Origin of the sequence: Thermodesulfobium sp. 4217-1, assembly GCF_039822205.1 — a bacterium.
In the GTDB taxonomy this organism is placed as follows: Bacteria; Thermodesulfobiota; Thermodesulfobiia; order Thermodesulfobiales; family Thermodesulfobiaceae; genus Thermodesulfobium.
On the sequence record NZ_JBAGBW010000001.1, the window covers coordinates 68,277 to 87,039 of the forward strand.

The 18,763-nt window shown below is 36.7% G+C and carries 20 protein-coding genes and 1 other RNA gene; 17 read left to right on the forward strand and 4 right to left on the reverse strand.

Going from position 1 to position 18,763, the window contains the following annotated elements; genetic code table 11:
• Positions 1–111 precede the first annotated feature (111 nt).
• From V4762_RS00315 to V4762_RS00330, 4 genes are read left to right on the forward strand one after another with little or no spacing between them, the layout of a single operon-like run.
• Positions 112–672: a nitroreductase family protein gene (locus V4762_RS00315; protein ID WP_347313767.1), complete on the forward strand. Its 561-nt coding sequence runs from the start codon at positions 112–114 to the stop codon at positions 670–672.
• Between the two features lie 19 nt (positions 673–691).
• Positions 692–1,864, forward strand: coding sequence for an FprA family A-type flavoprotein (locus V4762_RS00320; RefSeq protein ID WP_347313768.1), 1,173 nt, complete (start codon positions 692–694; stop codon positions 1,862–1,864).
• Between the two features lie 2 nt (positions 1,865–1,866).
• Positions 1,867–3,489: a citramalate synthase gene (cimA, locus tag V4762_RS00325; protein WP_347313769.1), complete on the forward strand. Its 1,623-nt coding sequence runs from the start codon at positions 1,867–1,869 to the stop codon at positions 3,487–3,489.
• Positions 3,486–4,031, forward strand: coding sequence for a CPBP family intramembrane glutamic endopeptidase (locus tag V4762_RS00330; RefSeq protein ID WP_347313770.1), 546 nt, complete (start codon positions 3,486–3,488; stop codon positions 4,029–4,031). The genes cimA and V4762_RS00330 overlap by 4 nt, the downstream gene beginning before the upstream one ends.
• Before the next feature lie 201 nt (positions 4,032–4,232).
• Here V4762_RS00330 and V4762_RS00335 read toward each other — a convergent pair whose 3' ends face one another.
• From V4762_RS00335 to V4762_RS00345, 3 genes are all read right to left on the reverse strand, one after another.
• Entirely contained in the window at positions 4,233–5,288 is a 1,056-nt protein-coding gene (locus tag V4762_RS00335) for a hypothetical protein (RefSeq protein WP_347313771.1), read from the reverse strand.
• A gap of 281 nt (positions 5,289–5,569) precedes the next feature.
• Complete coding sequence (locus tag V4762_RS00340; RefSeq protein WP_347313772.1) at positions 5,570–5,845, reverse strand: hypothetical protein; 276 nt, start codon at positions 5,843–5,845, stop codon at positions 5,570–5,572.
• 141 nt (positions 5,846–5,986) lie between these two features.
• Entirely contained in the window at positions 5,987–6,436 is a 450-nt protein-coding gene (locus V4762_RS00345; protein WP_347313773.1) for a hypothetical protein, read from the reverse strand.
• Between the two features lie 184 nt (positions 6,437–6,620).
• On the opposite strand from V4762_RS00345, the gene V4762_RS00350 reads away from it, so the two are divergent.
• From V4762_RS00350 to V4762_RS00380, 7 genes are read left to right on the forward strand one after another with little or no spacing between them, the layout of a single operon-like run.
• Positions 6,621–7,169 carry a TlpA disulfide reductase family protein gene (locus V4762_RS00350; protein WP_347313774.1) on the forward strand — a complete coding sequence of 183 codons (549 nt, stop codon included), beginning with the start codon at positions 6,621–6,623 and terminating at the stop codon, positions 7,167–7,169.
• Positions 7,153–8,007 carry a zinc metalloprotease HtpX gene (locus V4762_RS00355; RefSeq protein WP_347313775.1) on the forward strand — a complete coding sequence of 285 codons (855 nt, stop codon included), beginning with the start codon at positions 7,153–7,155 and terminating at the stop codon, positions 8,005–8,007. Before V4762_RS00350 ends, V4762_RS00355 begins: the two co-directional genes overlap by 17 nt.
• 35 nt (positions 8,008–8,042) lie before the next feature.
• Complete coding sequence (folE, locus tag V4762_RS00360; protein ID WP_347313776.1) at positions 8,043–8,609, forward strand: GTP cyclohydrolase I FolE; 567 nt, start codon at positions 8,043–8,045, stop codon at positions 8,607–8,609.
• Positions 8,609–9,445 (forward strand): dihydropteroate synthase, encoded by an 837-nt coding sequence (gene folP, locus V4762_RS00365; RefSeq protein ID WP_347313777.1) that lies wholly within the window; start codon positions 8,609–8,611, stop codon positions 9,443–9,445. The genes folE and folP overlap by 1 nt, the downstream gene beginning before the upstream one ends.
• Positions 9,446–9,952 carry a 2-amino-4-hydroxy-6-hydroxymethyldihydropteridine diphosphokinase gene (folK, locus tag V4762_RS00370; protein WP_347313778.1) on the forward strand — a complete coding sequence of 169 codons (507 nt, stop codon included), beginning with the start codon at positions 9,446–9,448 and terminating at the stop codon, positions 9,950–9,952.
• Positions 9,927–10,427 (forward strand): bifunctional nuclease family protein, encoded by a 501-nt coding sequence (locus V4762_RS00375; protein ID WP_347313779.1) that lies wholly within the window; start codon positions 9,927–9,929, stop codon positions 10,425–10,427. Before folK ends, V4762_RS00375 begins: the two co-directional genes overlap by 26 nt.
• Positions 10,418–13,954: a translocation/assembly module TamB domain-containing protein gene (locus V4762_RS00380; protein WP_347313780.1), complete on the forward strand. Its 3,537-nt coding sequence runs from the start codon at positions 10,418–10,420 to the stop codon at positions 13,952–13,954. The genes V4762_RS00375 and V4762_RS00380 overlap by 10 nt, the downstream gene beginning before the upstream one ends.
• 30 nt (positions 13,955–13,984) lie before the next feature.
• On the opposite strand, the gene V4762_RS00385 is transcribed toward V4762_RS00380, so the two are convergent.
• Entirely contained in the window at positions 13,985–15,859 is a 1,875-nt protein-coding gene (locus V4762_RS00385) for an APC family permease (protein ID WP_347313781.1), read from the reverse strand.
• 99 nt (positions 15,860–15,958) lie between these two features.
• Here V4762_RS00385 and ffs point away from each other — a divergent pair.
• From ffs to V4762_RS00415, 6 genes are all read left to right on the forward strand, one after another.
• An RNA gene (ffs, locus tag V4762_RS00390) (signal recognition particle sRNA large type) lies at positions 15,959–16,225 on the forward strand.
• A 44-nt stretch (positions 16,226–16,269) separates the two neighbouring features.
• Positions 16,270–16,662: a PaaI family thioesterase gene (locus V4762_RS00395; protein ID WP_347313782.1), complete on the forward strand. Its 393-nt coding sequence runs from the start codon at positions 16,270–16,272 to the stop codon at positions 16,660–16,662.
• Entirely contained in the window at positions 16,659–17,105 is a 447-nt protein-coding gene (gene smpB / locus V4762_RS00400; RefSeq protein WP_347313783.1) for an SsrA-binding protein SmpB, read from the forward strand. The genes V4762_RS00395 and smpB overlap by 4 nt, the downstream gene beginning before the upstream one ends.
• An 18-nt stretch (positions 17,106–17,123) precedes the next feature.
• Positions 17,124–17,996 carry a signal peptide peptidase SppA gene (gene sppA, locus V4762_RS00405; RefSeq protein WP_347313784.1) on the forward strand — a complete coding sequence of 291 codons (873 nt, stop codon included), beginning with the start codon at positions 17,124–17,126 and terminating at the stop codon, positions 17,994–17,996.
• A gap of 16 nt (positions 17,997–18,012) precedes the next feature.
• Entirely contained in the window at positions 18,013–18,363 is a 351-nt protein-coding gene (locus tag V4762_RS00410) for a cupin domain-containing protein (RefSeq protein ID WP_347313785.1), read from the forward strand.
• Positions 18,364–18,373: 10 nt separating this feature from the next.
• Complete coding sequence (locus V4762_RS00415; RefSeq protein ID WP_347313786.1) at positions 18,374–18,754, forward strand: cupin domain-containing protein; 381 nt, start codon at positions 18,374–18,376, stop codon at positions 18,752–18,754.
• Positions 18,755–18,763 lie beyond the last annotated feature (9 nt).

Genomic DNA, 18,763 nt, shown 5'->3' on the forward strand with positions numbered 1-18,763 from the left:
TTATCTGTCAGCATTCTAAACGTACAAAAATCTTTAAAAATTTTTTAGATTTTTATTATTATCAAATTTCGTATAAAATAGATTATTAGCTAATTTTTAAGGAGGTAATCTATGAGCATACTTGAAATTATCAAGTCAAGAAGGTCTGTTAGAAAATTTAAGGATATTACGGTTGAATCTGAAAAAATAGATCGATTAATCGAGGCTGCCATGTGGGCGCCAAGCGCTATGAATTCACAACCGTGGGCTTTCGTAGTAATTCAGGACAAGGCAGTTCTACAAACCATATCAGATAACTCAAAAAAGTTGCTTTTAGAAAATATGACGAATTTCCCTGCGTTGGAAAAATACAGGGGCGTTTTAGAAAAGGATGATTTCAACATATTTTACAATGCGCCCGTTTTAATAACTATTTATGCAAAGGATAATGGGCTTTATTCAAAAGAGGACACAGCCCTTGCTGCCCAAAATCTTATGCTTGAAGCTCATTCGATAGACCTTGGAACTTGCTGGATAGGGTTTGCAAGAGAATATATGGATCTAGAAGAAACAAAAAATAAATTCAAGGTATCCACAGAATACAGTGCAGTAGCGCCTATAATAGTAGGCTATCCAGAAATAGTGCCATCTCAGAGCATTCGAAACAAACCAATAATATTCTATAGGAGATAACTAAACAGGAGGAAGAGATATGAATTGTAAATTAGCAGATTCATTATATGATGTAGGCGCTTTAGATTGGGAAATAAGAGATTTTCACGGGGTATATACCCCTCAAGGGAACAAGTATAACTCTTTTCTCATCTTAGACGAAAAGATAGCAGTTATAGACAGCGTGAAAGAGTGCTACGGAAAAGAGTCCATCTGTAAAATAAAAGAAATAACTCAAGGCAAAGAGGTAGATTACCTTATATCTTTACATACAGAGCCAGATCATGCAGGCTCTATCATTGAATATCTCAAAGAATTTAAAAATATGAAAGTTGTATGTCTTGAAAAGAATTATGAGTTTATAAAAAACTTTTTGCCAGATCTTGATGATTCAAGAGTTTTAGTTTTAAAATCAGGGGAAAGCCTATCGATTGGAGAAAAAACTCTAAACTTAAAATCAATGCCAATGACCCACTGGCCTGATACTACCAGTCTATATATCCCAGAAAAGGGGTGGCTCTTTACCTCAGACTTCTTTGGCTGCCTCATATCGCTATCAAAACCATTCTACGATCAAACACAATCAGATATATATCCATTTATCAGAGATTATTTCGCGTTCTTAATGAGGCCTTTCGAATCCCTCACAAAAAAGGCTCTCGAATACTATAAGTCGCTAAACCCCACAATAATATTCCCAGCACATGGACCATTTTACAGAAGGCCAGAAGACATCAAATATATATTCGACACTACAGAAAAATTAATAAATGACCCTACAGAGAACAAGGTAGTGATAGTTTACACATCTATGTGGCACACTACAGAAAAGATGGCAAAGTTAATCTCTGAGGGAGCAGGGTGCTCAGACTGTGAAGTAAAGGTATTTGACCTTAGAGAGGATCCGGTCTCTGTTATTATGGGAGAGATCATGACCTCTAAAGCCTTTGCAGTAGGTTCGCCCACGGTTTACAACGGCGTATTTCCAAACATATTGCCACTGTTAAGGCTGATGAGACTTCTAAAATTAAAGGGCAAAAAGGCAGCCGTATTTGGCTCTTATGGTTGGTCGGGCGGCGCAGTAAAAGAAATAGAAGAAGCCATGAAACCGCTTGGAGTAGAGGTTATAGAAAAAATTGAAACAAGGTTTTCCCTAAAACCAGAAGAAGTAAAAAAGTGCTTAGAAATCGGCAAAATTTTATCTGAGACATAATTATGAAAAAGTTATCAAGAAAAATAGAGCTTTATGACACTACCCTAAGAGACGGAGCCCAGAGAGAGGGCATATCTCTAACCTTAGAAGATAAATTAAAGATAGTCAAAAAGTTAGACGACTTTGGAATAGACTACATAGAAGCAGGTTGGCCAGGGTCCAATCCTAAAGACGAAAAATTTTTTGAACACGTAAAGGATATAAAGTTAAATTTTTCTAAGCTTACAGCGTTTGGATCGACGAGAAGGGTAAATGCCCTACCAGAAGATGACAAAAATGTAATATCGCTACTGAATGCCAATACAAGCGTTATCACGATATTTGGAAAGTCTTGGGATCTGCACGTAAAAGAGGCATTGAAGACTAATCTTGAAGAAAACTTAAATATGGTTTTCGACACCATATCATATCTAAATTCAAAGGGCAAATCAGTATTTTTTGACGCAGAGCATTTTTTCGATGGTTTTAAGAATAACAAAGAATATGCGCTTGCTGTATTAAAAAGGGCAAAGGACGCAAAAGCAAAAAGGATAGTCTTAGCTGACACAAACGGTGGCACCCTGCCAGATGAGATTCGAGACATAATAAGGGAAGTAAAATCTTACTTAGGCAAAAATGTAGCGCTTGGCATACACTGCCACAACGATAGCGAGCTTGCTGTGGCCAACTCAATTGCGGCTGTTCAAGAAGGAATAATCCAGGTTCAGGGTACTATTAATGGTTTTGGAGAAAGAGCAGGCAATGCGAATCTGTGTTCTTTAATACCTATTTTGCAGCTAAAAATGAACACCCCCCTCTTTGATGAGGAAAAGCTAAAAGCCCTAACTCCTCTTTCCAGATTTATAGATGAAATAGCCAACATAACGCCAAACGATCATCAGCCATTCGTAGGGAAATCGGTTTTTGCTCACAAAGGAGGCATACACGTAAGCGCCGTCCTGACAAATCCAAAAACATACGAGCACATAAACCCAGAAATAATAGGGAACAAGAGAAGGGTGGTAATTTCAGAGCTTTCTGGCACAAGCAATATAATATTCAAGGCTAAAGAGATGGGAATAGATTTAAATAAAAATAGGCCAGAAACAAGGAAGATACTCTCTTCCATAAAAGAGCTTGAAAATCAAGGCTATCAATTTGAAGCCGCTGAAGCATCTTTTGAGATACTTTTATGGAAGGGTCTGTGTACAAGGAATGAGCTCTTTGACTTAATATACTGGAAAACTACTGTAGAATACAACGAAAGGCTAAAAGAGATCTATGCAGAGGCAGTAATAAAATTAATCGTCGAAGGCAAAATAAGCCATAGCGTTGGAGACGGAAACGGTCCTGTAAACGCAATGGACAAAGCGCTTAGATCGGCGCTCTACAGCCACTTTCCATCTCTTGAAAGAATACATCTATCTGATTATAGAGTTCGTGTTCTTGGAGGGAGCTCAGGCACAGGAGCAGGAGTAAGGGTTCTAATAGACCACACAGACTCAGATGAGACATGGACAACCCTTGGGGTATCAAGCAATATTATTGAAGCAAGTTATATTGCGCTGGTTGATGGAATAGAATACGGCTTAAGAAAAGAAAAAATAAGAAAAGACCTAAAAGAAATATCAAAAAAGCTGCTATGAAGGATAGATTTCTCTTATTCTCTACCATAGGAGAACTTTTTCTTGTAGCAATATCAATTTTTATTTTAGAAACGTTTCAGCAGATGCCTGACTTTTATATAGATACGCAGGGCATATTTACATCAATATTGGTCGGAACGTTAATTTTTTTACTGGGATTCTACGTCTCAAAAGTTTTTTTATTTGCAGAAAAGATAAGCCAAGCCCTCTCTATTAATATCTTTAAACGGGTTAATATAGTAGAGATATTTTATATTTCATTGCTCAGCGCTTTTTGTGAAGAAATGTTTTTTAGAGGATTAATGCAGAATTTTCTTGGGATATATATTGCGTCCATTTTCTTTGGAATTTTACACACGCCAGAAATAAACATTAAGGGCCTTTTTTATGCAATATATATCTCAGGAGTTGGATATATCTTAGGAATACTTTACTTGCAACAGGGATCAATATTAGCCCCTATGATAGCTCACTTTGTTATAAATTTCTTGGGTGGCGTTGCCTTGATGTTTTATAATATATTTCCAGAATCAAAGCCTTAGATATTTGCTAACTTATAGCAAGTTTTTATAAAGTAGCATAAAAGAAGCCACAATTTCATATATAAGCAAAGCTTATAAAAAATTTGCACATAATTATTTAAAACTCAAAATTTTTTGATATAATATTCTCTGGGTTCCCCCCACAGCACGGCCATGAAGGTAAAACTTACTTCATGGCCTCTTTTTTAACAGAATTGTTTGCTACAAAAACCTCAATAAGCCTAATATTATCTCTATCAAGATTAAAAGAATAATAGTAATTTCAAGAAAGTTCGCAATCTTTTGGAAAAAATCTTCTCTTAATAACTGATATATTTCTGAAAGGGTTTTCAAATTTCTTTCAAGCGAGTTTTCCCAGTCTGATACATGTAGCTTCAAACCAAGCGATCTGTAGATCCTTGCAAGATACAAGTCCCCTATCAGCTTCAAGGCATTGTCGAGCCTTTCTCTATTAAGCGAAACGTTCAAGAAAAAGAGACTTATACCTCTAATTGGAGGCAGAAAAACTGATCTTTTTTCAAGAATGGACTCAAAATAATCTAAATTTTTGTCCAGCATTCTATCCAACGCCCTAATTTGAGCCAGTTCAACTTGAGAGAATTCAATTATCTCCAGGATGTCTTCATAGTCAGTGTCCACAACAAATGAGGCATTGTAATCGATTATCACCATATCAAATTCATAATAACTATGCACTATCTGTGTAGCCTCTTCTATCTCCATCTGTGATAGATTGGACTTCTCCATCCTAAGTATATGGCCTAAAATTTCTTTGTTTTTTTTAAGGAATAAGGACGGTTCAATTTCAACATCGTCTGTCTGAAACACTATGTAGTCTTCATATATTAGCTCTTCAAAGGGCTTCTTCAGGGTCTTATTTAAAGAACTTTTCAACCCAGATACATAGCTGCAGACTCTCTCTTCAAGGTCGCTATCAAATAGATCTGATGAAATATCTTTTAAGTTCACAAATTCAGTTTTGCCATTCCACAGGAGTGAAATGGAAACTGCCCCAAAATCAAAAATCTTTAGATTCGCATTGGAGGGATAAAAGTCATCAATAATATCAAAGTCAAACGGCATTTCCAAGTTAACAGTTAGGGGAGAGGTTTCATATTTCAACCTTTTAGGAGTAGATTTCGATCTCCTAAAATCCACCCTTTTTGAAGCGTTAAGAAGGTTTTGCGCAAGGGCAAGGTTTATTTCTTCAGCTATGTAAAAAGAATATATTGAAAAAATTTTTCCTCTGAATTCCATAACTTGATTTTACTACAACTATTAAGGCATTATCTAGGGAATTTTATAAGTTGAACAAGAGTATATATTTAGCGCCATGGGTTATGTATCTGTATAAAGTATTTGCTGACAATTAAGTGCTGATTTTTATAAGTCGAATCACTGTCTGTAAAATACTTCGTGACCCTATTAAGAATTTGTGCTTGATTGTCTTGTGAGGTAACGTCTACCCAGGGCAGTTTTGCGCCAAAATCAGAGTCGTAAAGAATATTGTTTTCACTGTCACAGGATATCTTTTCTAATTATCTTACCTGTTTGGGACCATTATTTGGATAAATACGATATAGATAATGATTGAGCTCATAATAATCTTTATTAAATACATCCTTTACCCATACGTCATATTCTTCAAAAAAATTATTCTTTTCCAGAATCAAACTATACGTATCAAGATAAGAAACAGAATAATTGTTTGAAGAAATGTAATACCACCTAACGGCAGCCAAAGAATTAGAAACGTTGAAACCTGAAAATAAAAATATCAATACAAGGCTAAAAATCGAGAAAAGCTTTTTCATAATACCCCCTTTTATTTAATAACATCTAACAATTGAGTTAAAATTTTGCCAAAAGATCATTTGTTGCACAACATTAATTCTAAAATCCTTTAAATAATTATACTATTTAATAACTTAAAACACAAAAAAATATAAATGTTGTCACTTAATAGAGCTAAAATTTTCCACATCAATCTCATTGTAGAAGGTGTATCTTCCAACATGCTTGGTCTCAAAATACTTTCCGCTTACTTTTAATACTTCGTTATTTTTGATAGATAGCCATTTTGGAGAATAGCAATTATAGATTTTATTGTCTTCTGTCTTTACCTTAAAAGTGGTATATTCATTGCCTCTCTTAGAGGTTCTAAACTTCAAATTGTAGATAGCGCCACTAACCTCAATATTTTTAAAACTGTCACTATATGAATCGTTGTAATTGTTATAAGAATTTTTAGGATAGCTGCTGCTATTGGAATTTTCAGAATAATTGCTGTTATTCTGGTATGAATTGGTTCTGTGCGTTCCAAAAGTTCTATAAAGAAATAGCCCCGCCATAAGCAAAACGACAACAATTATCAAAAAATTTCTTTTGTTCTTAAAAAAGTACATTTAATACCTCGTATTAAGACTTATAAATCATTTTAATACTAAACTCTCTCAATAGATCAAAATTTTCGTCTTATCAAATGTAGCTTAGTAAAAATAAGATCGTTCAATATAATCTAATTTTAATTTGAAAAAAGTATATTTTCTTGTTAAAATATAATAAATGAAATTTAGGAGATATTTTGCTTTGAAATACGTTTTTTTCACCTTGATGATGATTGGAATTTTAGCTTTATCTGGATGTGGTCAGAAGGCTGAGCACAAAGAAGTTACAAAAAACGAAGGTGCAACTCAGCTTATAGGCAAGAGAGCTCCGAATTTTACACTAAAGGATATAGCTGGTTTTGAAGTAAACTTATCACAATACAGAGGCAAACCCGTCTTGTTAGTTTTTTGGGCGACATGGTGTCCTCACTGCAGAGTTGAAATGCCACAAATCAACACTCTATATAAATCATTCAAAGAAAATGTATTAGTATTTGGCATAAATGTAGAAGATGAAAATAGTAGAATTTTGAAATTCATTAGCGACTATCCAATGTCATTTCCTATACTCTCCGATAAAAATGGAGATGTTTCAAGACTTTATGGGATCACATCAATCCCCACATTGGTCTTTGTCGACCCAGAGGGGGTTGTAAAAGACGTTGATGTAGGAGAAACAAATATAAGCACAATTGACAATTGGGTAAATCCATATATAAAGGAGGTAAAAACCAATGGGAGATCAAATTAAAACATTTTTACTCCTTGGATTGCTAAGCGTAATCTTAATAAGCATGGGAGGCCTCATAGGCGGGCAAAGCGGTCTTGTGATAGCCTTTATTATCGCATTGGGTATGAATTTTGTTTCATACTGGTTCTCAGACAAAATAGTCCTTAAGATGACAAGAGCAAGAGAGGTTACCAGGGAAGAGATGCCAATTCTTCACGATATAGTCGAAGAACTTTCATATAGGGCCAATTTGCCAAAGCCGAAAATATATATCACCGACGATCCATCGCCTAACGCTTTTGCAACAGGCAGAGATCCAGAACATGCAGCAGTAGCTGTTACCAGCGGCATTCTTAAAATACTTAGCCCAAGGGAGTTAAAGGGAGTTTTAGGACATGAAATGGGTCACGTTAAGCACAGGGATATTCTAATATCCAGCTTAGCGGCCGTACTGGCCTCCACCATAACCTTTGTAGCCGATATGGCTCGATGGGCTATGATATTTGGCACAAACTCAGACAGAGATGATAACAACAGCCCACTATCTCTTGTAGGAGGAATATTAATGCTAATCCTTGCGCCAATAGCCGCAATGCTTATCCAATTCGCTATATCAAGGTCAAGAGAGTTTCTTGCAGATGAGGAAGGAGCAAAGTTATCGCGCGATCCAGACGCGTTAGCTGATGCCCTGGAGAAATTGCACAGAGGGGTTGAATTAGTGCCATCAGACACCTCACCTGCTATTTCTCACATGTATATAATGAATCCTCTGAAGGGTGACGCTTTAGCTAATCTATTCAGCACACATCCGCCTTTCGAAGAGAGGATAAAAAGGTTAAGAAATATTAGAATATATTAGAATTCAAAATCTTGTAGTTTTCCTAAGGAGATAAAATGGATCATGAAAAGATAAAAAAAGCAGTATATGACATATTGGTAGCAGTTGGAGAAAACCCAGAGCGAGAAGGACTCAAAGAAACCCCAGATAGAATAGCAAGAATGTATGAGGAGATTTTTTCAGGTATAAACGAAGACCCTATGTCAGTGCTTAACGTAGAATATCACGAGAACACAGATGAAATGGTGCTTATAAGGGATATTCCTTTTTATTCTGTGTGCGAACACCACTTGATTCCCTTTATTGGGAAGGCACATGTGGCATATCTCCCAAAAGACGGCAGAGTGGTAGGGCTTTCCAAGATTGCCAGAGTGGTTGACATACTCTCAAAAAAACCCCAACTTCAGGAGAGATTAACTTCTGATATAGCCAACACCATAATGAAGGGTCTCGATCCTTTGGGCGTTGCAGCCGTGGTAGAGGCAGAACATCTTTGTATGAGCATGCGAGGCGTAAGAAAGCCGGGACACAATACGGTTACATCTGCGCTAAGAGGGGCATTTAAGGCTTCTTCGTCCACAAGGTCTGAAGTGCTTAGCTTGATATTCGGCAGAATTATCTGATGTTCAAGGCGCGGGATAAGAGTTTTAAATTAAATAAGACTATTATCTTTGGCATTCTAAACGTCACGCCAGATTCCTTCTATGATGGCGGTAAGTGGGACGGCCCTGACATGGCCATAAAAAGGGCTTTTAAAATGGTTGAAGATGGAGCAGATATAATAGATCTTGGCGGAGAATCTACAAAGCCATTTACAGATCCTACTCCGTTAGAAGTTGAAATAAAAAGAATCTTACCGGTTCTGAAGGACCTCGTTAAGAATGGCATAAGCGTTTCGGTAGATACCTACAAACCAGAAGTGGCAAAAATTGTCCTTGAAGAGGGGGCAATTATAATAAATGATATTTTCGGGCTAAGATCTGAGGGTATGTTAGAGACAATTTCGTCATTTAACCCAAAACCCGGTATAGTCATAATGCACATGAAAAAAAATCCTAAAGAGATGCAGATAAGTCCTGAATACAACGATATTTTTAGCGAAATTTCAGATTTTTTATTTAACCAGGCGAATCAGGCTTTAGACGCTGGTTTTACAAAAGAAAATATACTTTTAGATGTAGGACTTGGATTTGGAAAAAATTTAGAAGATAACTTAAAGCTATGCGCAAACTATGAGAGGTTTTTAAAGGAAGATTTTCTTCATTTATTAGGCCCATCCAGAAAGAGTTTTACTGGAGCCGTTTCAAAAGGCGTGCCCACTGAAGAGAGGCTGCCTGCGACTATCAGTATATCAAGCATATGCGTATACAAAGGCGTTCACGCACTTCGAGTTCATGATCCTAAAGAAGTAAGATTGTCTTGCGATATGGCAGAAGAAGTGAGAAAAGCAACCATTTAAATGCCATTTTCATTTTTGTCTCTTGGCTCAAACATCGGCTATAGAATAGAATATTTAACCAAAGCAATAGGATATTTGAAACAAAGTTGCTGTGAAATAGTTAAGGTTTCGAGCACCTACACGACAGATCCGCTTGAAGTTGCCGACCAGCCATATTTTACAAATTGTTTAATAGTTATCAAGACAAAGCTTTCTCCTGAAGATCTTCTTTTCTTATGTAAGCGTATCGAAAAAGCAATAGGAAGATTTCAGACGTTTAGATATGGGCCAAGGGTTATTGACATTGATATATTAAGTTATAATTATTGTATGGACAAAAACAGTATGGAAGAGATAATAGGATGCTCTTATAAATTAGACAGACCTAATTTAATCCTTCCTCATCCAAAAATTATGGAGAGGGCGTTTATTAAGGTTTTATTCGATGATGTGCTTGGCAATCCTTACGTGAAATTAAAGGGAATAAGCAGAGGGGAAAAAATTGGCCACAGAACTTGTAGAGGTTAGAGTCTTAGGCATAACAATTGATCCAACAAATAATCAAACAGTCGTAGTCTTAAAAGAAATCGACTCAGATAGAGTTTTGCCAATATGGGTAGGTCCTTTTGAGGCTGGCGCAATCGCTATGGCAATAGAAAAGATAAAACCGCCCAGGCCCATTGCGTACGACCTTATAAGCGATATTATTCAGATATTTAATTTAAACGTAGTAAAAGTAATTATAGAATCACTAAAAGATGGCGTTTTCTACGCGCAATTAGTGGTCTCTCAAGGCGGCAAAGAGGAATATTTAGATTGTAGACCATCAGACTCTATCGCTATTGCAGTAAGAGTTTTTGCTCCTATATACGTCAAAAGAGATCTCTTCGAAACTTCATCAGTAAGTTTTACCAAAAAGGACATTAATGATGAGGAGGAGGAAACCAAAAAATTTAAAGATTTCATAAAAAATCTTAAACCCTCTGACTTCAAATGGCACTAAAATATTTTAAGGCAACTTTCATTGTTGTTTTTATATTAATAGCAATATTTTCAGTTCTTTTTCTAAACCTTGATAATATAAAAAAGACATACATATATCCCATAATAAGTTCAAATTTGCCAGAAGGCACAAGCTTCCAATCTGCTGAAATCGGCATAAATGGAATTACAGTTTATAATGCGAGCATTGGAAACGACTTTAAAGCAAAAAAAGTCTATGTGGGGCTTTCTATTTCTCTACTGCCATTCAAGATTACCCCAACTGAAGTAAAACTCTATAATGCCTCATTAAATATGATATTTACAAAAAACAAAGGTTTTTCGTTGCCAGAAGATATCGAAAAGGCATTTGCCCCAAAAGAGGGGGCTCCACCTGCAAACTTTATATTAGATGCCTATGATTCTACTTTAGTCATAGAAAACAGCACAATTACGCTTCCTCTAAATGCGTTTGGAGTCGTACAAAATAGCGAATTAAATCTTAATACGGTATCAAGCTCTAATTATGGGGATATAAATTGCACGGTAAAGATTGAGCCTGATAAAAAAGAGTTTCTATTCAGCGGGAAAAATATAGAAGCCAAAGAATTATTGCAGTTTATTAGCCTTGATAAAAGAATATCTGTAAAATCAGGAAAAGTATCAGCAAGGGGGAGCTTCGTATTAGATAAAGATAAGCCTCTTACAAATATTTATATATCATCAGACAACATAACGACAAGCATTGATGGAAAAAACTTTAGCGGTCCCGTTGATTTATATCTTGATTATCCAAACTTAAACCTAAACTATTCTTCATCAAATTCAGACTACGGACCGATAAAGATAAGCCTGACATACAATGTGGAATCTGATGGCAAAGCGCAAATATTTTTGCCAAGTTATCCTTTGACCCAGATAAACTCAACTGTGAGCGCATACCTATACACCGAGAGCGTCAAATCACCCTATTTTTATGGCAAATTTAATACTCCAAGCATGTCATTTAATGGCATTGAGCTAAAGGATGTAGTCGGAGACATTAAGACAGATGGACATTCTTCACATGGCAGCTTAGATGCCAGCTTTTTTGGTTATCCTATATCTGGAGGATATGCCACAAGTGGTGACAACGTTGCATTTGTAGGAAATTATAGAAATGTAGGCTTTACCTTGCACAAACAGGGAGAACTTGCCCAAATTCAGGGAAGTTTGCCTTTCAATAATAGAAATATTCCTTTTAATTCAATATTTAACCTATCAAACAATCCAATAGCCTTTTCAGGGACCATAGGCTCAGGAGAATTTTCTGGAAACATAATAAAAAGTACTGTTTCATCAGATATAAGATTAAACCTCAAGGACTTTCTAAACGTAGAAAATGGCTTCGCAAAATTTAACTTAAAATATTCCACAGCTGCTGGCTTGAGTTCAAAGGTTGACTTCTCAATGCTTACCAGATACGGCGCCTCTTTAAAAGGCAGTGGTTTGGTTGCGTCAAGAGACTTTAGCGATTTAGATTTTAATTTTTCTTTATTTTCGGGAGAAAACAATGCTCATATTCAGGGAAACTTACAAAAATTTATTGCAAGCGGGAAAAATATATCTATAGATGCCCTATATCAGCTTTCTCCCTTTACTTTTGAAGGGGGACAATTAATAAAAAAGCCAAATTTAAAATTTCTATATAATATTCCGCTAATAAGGGGCTTCGAAAAACCTCCCTCAAATGAAATTCTATATCAGGTATATTCTATGGATTTGAACAAGGGGACCAAAATATTGTCTCCCGAATCATATCTTTCTTTTTATGAGAGCGTTTTAAGCAGCAGAAAGCCATATCAGCCAATAGTTAACTTTAAAGGCACTACTTCATTTAACGTAAGCTATGATAATGGAAATTGGAAAGGTGAGGTAAGCGCAAAAAATTTCTACTCAAACTTTTACTCCTTCTCAAATGCGCAGATAAGCTTTCATGGAGATAACAAGGAATTTTTTGTTGATAGCGCTTCTGTCTACAAGGATTCTGGAGAACTGAATTTTTCTGGCCGCATTACTCCTAACATAGACATTAGCGGAAAAACTAAAAACTACCCTGTAGATTCCGAGGGTTTTAGCTTGCTTGCAGATTCTACCTTTAGTCTTTACCATTCTGAAACAGCCACCAGAGGAACCATAAATCTTACATCAAATAATGTCTCTTACAATGGTAAAAGCGGTGGGAAATTATCAATGAACGTGTCGTTAGACTATCCATTTCTCAAGGTAAGCAACCTTTCATTGGAAAATGATGGACATATAGCAAACCTCCAAGGTACTTTGCCGATGAACAAAGAGGCCCTGAAAAGCAATGAAGCTACCGACCTAAAGCTTTCAATATCAAATTCAAGCATTGCCCTGCTTTCTTTTCTGTTACCCAAAAATATGTCCATAAAATCAAGCGAGGGGAATATAAACCTCCAAGTATCAGGCAGCTTCGACTCTCCAACTTTAAATGGGAATGCAAACATACCCAATATGACCATACTCGTAGGTGGCAAAGAGGTTAAACTAAAAGATTTTAGCGCAAAACTTGACGGGGATGAAATAAACTTGACAGGCTATCTTATAGAGAATGGTGGAATAGCAAGCTTGGATGGGCATATAAACAGTAAGTCAAAGGATCTAGATATAAGCATTTTAGGGAAAAATTTTTCTGCCAACCTTGGAAAAACTTATAATGGCCTGGCAGATTTCTATTTGAATTTAGGCGGCAACATATTTGACCCTGTGCTAAAGGGCAATATAAATCTCACAAAGGGTCATATGGGCCTTGCTGAGGGCACAGCATCCGCCTTGCCAAATATAAAGCTCGATCTCAATATAAACATTGGTAAAAATGTAGACTTTCAAAATGATTTCTTCACTCTCTACCCTGCTGGAGATGTGAAGGTTTCGGGCACATTAAACAATCCAATTATATTTACAGACCTTAGTATAACTTCAGGAAGGATCTCTGTCTTTGATCAACCATTTCAAATCACAAGAGGGCACATAAAATATACCCCCATAAGCCGTACGGTAGACATTTTGGCACAAAGCAGCATATCGGAGTACAAGGTTTATCTTACGGTAAGCGGGCAAATAGACAATCCAAAGCTCTCTTTTTCATCGGTGCCAGAGTTAAGCGAATCTCAGATAATAACCTTGATTGGCACGGGAAAGAATCCAGTAACGTATGCCTCCACGGTAGCAGCAATGACCCCTATAACAGCAGTATCACAAGCACAGGGAATACTTTTTGAGCCTATAAAGCAAGCCTTAGGACTATCTCGTTTATCGTTTGGGATGTCTATCGATGGGAAACCAGACATTACAGTATCCAAATCCTGGAACAAAAAACTTTCTACCTCTATTACCTACACGCTTGACGTAAAACCTCAAGCCACCTATCAAGCTGACCTGCAGCTCTCGAAATTCACTTCGTTTGTTATAAGAAACTCAATAACAGACAATACATCATTGGATAGAGGCACATTCGCTGGCCTCTATTATAGGTTTAGATTTTAATCTTCCTTAGTAATCAGTTAGAATATTTTTTTATTTTTTTATAGATTTTTTCTGCGGGAAAAATTCCATTTTAAACTCAAATCTTGGGTAATTAGTTGGCAGCCTTAATATATGATATGTCCTCAAGCCCATAGCAACCCTCTCAAGCCATGAAGAAGTTGGCCAGCCGAGATGTACTACTATCCTCTTATCGGGAAAGCTCTCTTGCAGCAAGCCCAGCAAACCGTTTATACCACCATCAACTCCCCAAAAATGGTTCACTGGAATAATAAAATGGTTGTTAGAAACTCTCTTTGGAATACTCTGTCTTGACATAAAAAAGGTTATGAAGATCTTTGACGAGTCGTCAGACCTCTCTAAATTATGCTCCATAGGCCTTCTAAAATAGATGTGTATGTTGGCCATATCGTTTTCTTTGACATAGTTAATTACATCCCCAGGTTTTTCGGTAGAAACCTTCATAGCCCTGTCTATATTTTTATGTTTTATAATAATAGTGCCAAATATTAGGAAGACAACTAAAGATGACAGCCACAAAAGAGCTCCATCAGGCTTGTCCTTTAACAAAAATATAAAGCTCCCAAGAAATAATATGAATAGGATGCTGTTAATGATAATGCTTGTCGAGTATTCTTTTACGTCCTCCCTACCCCTATACGCCCTGTATACTATAAGGTTAAAAAGATTAATTACAAATGTAGCAACAAGGCCAATCGCATACATCTGAGCGACAGTATGCTGATTTCCAGATGTAATTAAAATTATCGAAATAAATGCAATAGACATAATAATGATTATTCTATAAGCTGAACCAAATCTATTTGTCGCCGTCAGAGGTGAAAACTTATACTTTTCTGCAACCCTGTCCAAAAGCTCAACCGATGCTACCATGGCAGTATTTACAGCAAATATCAATGTAACAGCCGCTAAGATTACAACTACTATCGCAAGAGGCAGACCCCCAAGCATGCGAGAGAAAAAGGTAATGAGGTCTTCAGAGTGATCAAGCGGGTTGGGCACCTGAGAAAGCGCAAGAGTTCCTATCAGAGGTATTATGATGCCGACAGTTAAAGCAAGAGTAATGTATGCCTTTTTAATAGTTTTCCAGTTTTCTACAAGAGAGTGAGTCTGCAAAACAGACTCAATGCCAGAAAATGCAAGTATGGTAGCTGACATATTAAAGGTCATAGAAGTATAAGAGCTTATTGGGTTGGAATTAAATATTCCCTTTAAGCTATATTGATATGCATTAACAAGAAAAGGCAAACCTACATTAAAGTTAAAGATCCCAAGTATAGCAACGTTCACAAGAATGACTGCTGCTGCTACAAATATCGAATACGTTACCTTAACGTTTTCTTTGATACCTATCAAGTTAAGAATGGCAATAAATAAAATTATAAATATCTCAAAAATTATCTTCAGTTCGTGAGGGAACGCCAAAAGTGAGTGAACGTTATCTATCGCAGAAACGCTTGACATTGCTGCAGTGGTAATGTAGTCGACTATTATAGAGGCAACCGCAATAAAAGAAAAAGTCTGGCCAAGGACTAGATATGAAAAGTTATATACTCCACCCCCTTTAAGATTATTTTTCTCAAGGATCTCAGCTACCTCGGTTAGGGAAAAAGAATAAAGAGTCACCATTGCAAATGTGAAAACAAGATAAAAAACAGCGTGTTCACCAATAAAGTGAAATGCTTCACCAGGAGCGTAAAAGATTGAAGTCAATTCATCCATCATTGTGATTACAGCAACGCCCATAAAACCTAAGAAGAGCATTCCGCCTTTTTTGTAATACAAAATCTTCTTTTTCTTGGTTAGATAGAACAAAGCAATTAGAAGTATTACGTTACAAAAGATTACAATTAATATCTTCAGCAAATCTAAATTCAATATAGACAAATTAAGTTACCACTCTCCTAAAAAAATATATGTATATTTTAGCATTTAAGGTTCTTTAAATCACACACATATTTATTTAAACTTCATGTTAGAATATTAATGTGCTAAGCGGGGAGCTGGCGGTGCCCTGTACCTGCAATCCGCCATAGCAGGGCCTAATCCCCCAGCTAAGGCTTAGGGATGTAATGCAGCACCGTTTTGTGCAATGTCGATAGCAAGGCCTTACGCGGCGGCGCTACCGTGAACCCCGCCAGGACCGGAAGGTAGCAACGGTAAGCGGTCAGACCGGGTGCCGTAAGTACCCCTTGAAGGAGTTGTGCATGCGGAAAGCGGTTGTATCTCTATTGTCGAAGCTGGGGTGCACAAAAATAAGTTTTGTTTAATTAATTTATTATTGAAGAAAGGAAATTATGCTAATAGCTGATGACTGGTGCTTTGCTTGCGGAAAGGCAAATCCATTGGGCTTACACCTTGAGATATCTCAGGATGAAGAAGGCGTATTTACAACATTCCACTTTCATAAAAAGCATCAGGGTTGGGACAACATTGTACATGGCGGTATAATATCAACGCTATTGGATGAATTGAGCACCTGGGCAGCAGTCAAGTTGGGGCACAACGTAGTAACAGCTCAATTAACTGTAAAGTTTAAAAAACCTATCCTTATAGACACTTATGCAAGAGTTTCTGCTCAAATAAGTGAAAATAAAGGCCGCTTAATTTATGCAAAATCTCAAATTGAAAGTCTGGATAAGAAAATATTATACGCTTCAGGGTTAGCAACTCTATCAACTATAAGATGAACAATTTCTCGCCTACAATAGACAACAGAAAAGCACGATATGAATATGAAATCCTTGAAACCCTGGAAGCTGGAATAGAACTCGCAGGCACGGAAGTAAAGTCACTTCGCCTGGGTAGGGCTTCGTTTTCTGGTTCGTATTGCCAGGTTGAAAAGGGTGAGCTTTGGTTATATGATTTTCATATATCATCCTACGATCAAGGCAATGTTTACAACCTTGACCCAAAGAGGAAGAGGAAGCTTCTTGCGCACAAGGGCGAGATATTTCGTCTATATAACAATGTAAAACGCAAGGGCCTGACAATAGTAGCGCTTAGACTTTACTGGACGAGGGGGAGAGCAAAAATTCAGATAGGACTTGCAAGGGGCAAAAGACTGTACGATAAAAGAGAGAGCATTAAAAAGAGAGAAACAGAAAAAGATAGCAAAAGGGGAGACTATTAAGAATGAAGAAAACGAAAGATGTTTAAAAAACTTAGTTTAGCTTTTACTTTTCTGGTTATTTTAATAATTGTATTTGCTTTGGGATTCATATCTGCAAAGGTTAAGCCATCTGGCGTAAAGGTGGGCTATATTGAAATTAACGGAACAATAAACGATCAGATGAGCGAATCGGTATCCTCAGCAATAAGAAGAGCAAAGGCAGATCCGAATATAAGAGGAATACTGTTAAGGGTAAATAGCCCAGGAGGTTCTGTCGGAGCAAGCCAGGAGATATTTAACACCCTGATGAATTACAAAGAAAGCACAGGAAGGCCTATTATCGTATCCATGGGAGACATGGCAGCCTCAGGAGGATATTATGTATCTATAGCTGGAGACAAAATTTTTGCCCTGCCATCAACTCTCACAGGCAGCATCGGTGTAATTTCAAATATATTAGACATCCACGATCTTATGAAAAAAATTGGCGTAAAAGAAGAAACTCTAAAAACATGTGAATATAAGGATACAGGTTCTATGTTTAGATCTCTTACCCCTCAGGACAAAGAATATTTAATGGGGCTTATAGGAGACGCATATGGTCAATTCTTATACGATGTGTCAAAAAGGCGCAACATTCCACTTGACAAGCTAAAAAACATTGCAGATGGAAGAGTTTTTTCTGGAGCAAAGGCAAAATCGCTTGGATTGATAGACGAGCTTGGCACTCTGAACGATACAATAGATTACATGAGAAATCTATTGGGAGCAAAAAAGATCACATTAGAAAAATTAAATAATAAAAACATCTTTGAGGAGCTTGTTGGCACCTCATCAAAAACAGATGTCCAGCAAAAAAATTTTCTAATGTATGTTCTGCCTTTTTTAAAAAATGATATACTAAAATACTAAATTTTAGGAGGTTAATGTGGCTAAGGTTGGAAATGCTTTCGAAGTCGAAAACAAGAGAATGGATGTAGACGGCGCAAAGGGCGCAAGCATAAGATGGCTTATCACGCCAGAAGACGGCGCTCCAAATTTCGCAATGAGGATGATTACTATTGAACCAGAGGGCCAGAGCCCTGCACACGAACACGATTTTGAGCATGAGATGTTTTTGCTCGAAGGAGAAGCAACAGTAATATCTGAAAATGAAGAAACAAAAATTTCAGAGGGTTCATTCATATTTGTAAAGCCCGGTGAATTTCACACTGTTAAAAACACTGGTACAAAAGTTTGCAGATTTTTGTGCATGGTACCAAATTATTCTATAAAGTAAGTGTGAAATAATGCTACCAAGATTAAAAAATTTAAACAAGTTGTCTTTCGAAAGAAAAAATGGCATAAACAAAAAGGTTGTCTTTTCTCCAAATACCGATGGAAATCATTTTTTGTCATTGCATCTCTATGAGGGCGTACCAGGAGAAGAAATTAGGGTCGATACAGAGGTTGGAGATGAAATAATTATCGTAGTCAATGGTGGTCTGAAAGTAACTGTAAACGAAATGGAATATCACATAAAAAAGGATATGTCATTTCTTTTGCCATCAGGAGCAAACTATCAGCTTACTGTTGAAGGAGGAGAGCCTTTAAAGGCTTTTATTATAGGCTGTGAGCAGTGTATCCTTGCAAGCGATCTAAAAAGAGAATACGAATCAGCTAAAGAATAGATTTTAATA

Coding starts and splice junctions, on each gene's coding strand:
- folK (WP_347313778.1), top strand. CDS start 9,446: ATGCCATTTTCATTTTTGTCTCTTGGCTCAAACATCGGCTATAGAATA.
- V4762_RS00315 (WP_347313767.1), top strand. CDS start 112: ATGAGCATACTTGAAATTATCAAGTCAAGAAGGTCTGTTAGAAAATTT.
- V4762_RS00335 (WP_347313771.1), bottom strand. CDS start 5,288: ATGGAATTCAGAGGAAAAATTTTTTCAATATATTCTTTTTACATAGCT.
- V4762_RS00380 (WP_347313780.1), top strand. CDS start 10,418: ATGGCACTAAAATATTTTAAGGCAACTTTCATTGTTGTTTTTATATTA.
- V4762_RS00330 (WP_347313770.1), top strand. CDS start 3,486: ATGAAGGATAGATTTCTCTTATTCTCTACCATAGGAGAACTTTTTCTT.
- V4762_RS00345 (WP_347313773.1), bottom strand. CDS start 6,436: ATGTACTTTTTTAAGAACAAAAGAAATTTTTTGATAATTGTTGTCGTT.
- cimA (WP_347313769.1), top strand. CDS start 1,867: ATGAAAAAGTTATCAAGAAAAATAGAGCTTTATGACACTACCCTAAGA.
- V4762_RS00320 (WP_347313768.1), top strand. CDS start 692: ATGAATTGTAAATTAGCAGATTCATTATATGATGTAGGCGCTTTAGAT.
- folE (WP_347313776.1), top strand. CDS start 8,043: ATGGATCATGAAAAGATAAAAAAAGCAGTATATGACATATTGGTAGCA.
- sppA (WP_347313784.1), top strand. CDS start 17,124: ATGTTTAAAAAACTTAGTTTAGCTTTTACTTTTCTGGTTATTTTAATA.
- V4762_RS00340 (WP_347313772.1), bottom strand. CDS start 5,845: ATGAAAAAGCTTTTCTCGATTTTTAGCCTTGTATTGATATTTTTATTT.
- folP (WP_347313777.1), top strand. CDS start 8,609: ATGTTCAAGGCGCGGGATAAGAGTTTTAAATTAAATAAGACTATTATC.
- smpB (WP_347313783.1), top strand. CDS start 16,659: ATGAACAATTTCTCGCCTACAATAGACAACAGAAAAGCACGATATGAA.
- V4762_RS00355 (WP_347313775.1), top strand. CDS start 7,153: ATGGGAGATCAAATTAAAACATTTTTACTCCTTGGATTGCTAAGCGTA.
- V4762_RS00395 (WP_347313782.1), top strand. CDS start 16,270: ATGCTAATAGCTGATGACTGGTGCTTTGCTTGCGGAAAGGCAAATCCA.
- V4762_RS00415 (WP_347313786.1), top strand. CDS start 18,374: ATGCTACCAAGATTAAAAAATTTAAACAAGTTGTCTTTCGAAAGAAAA.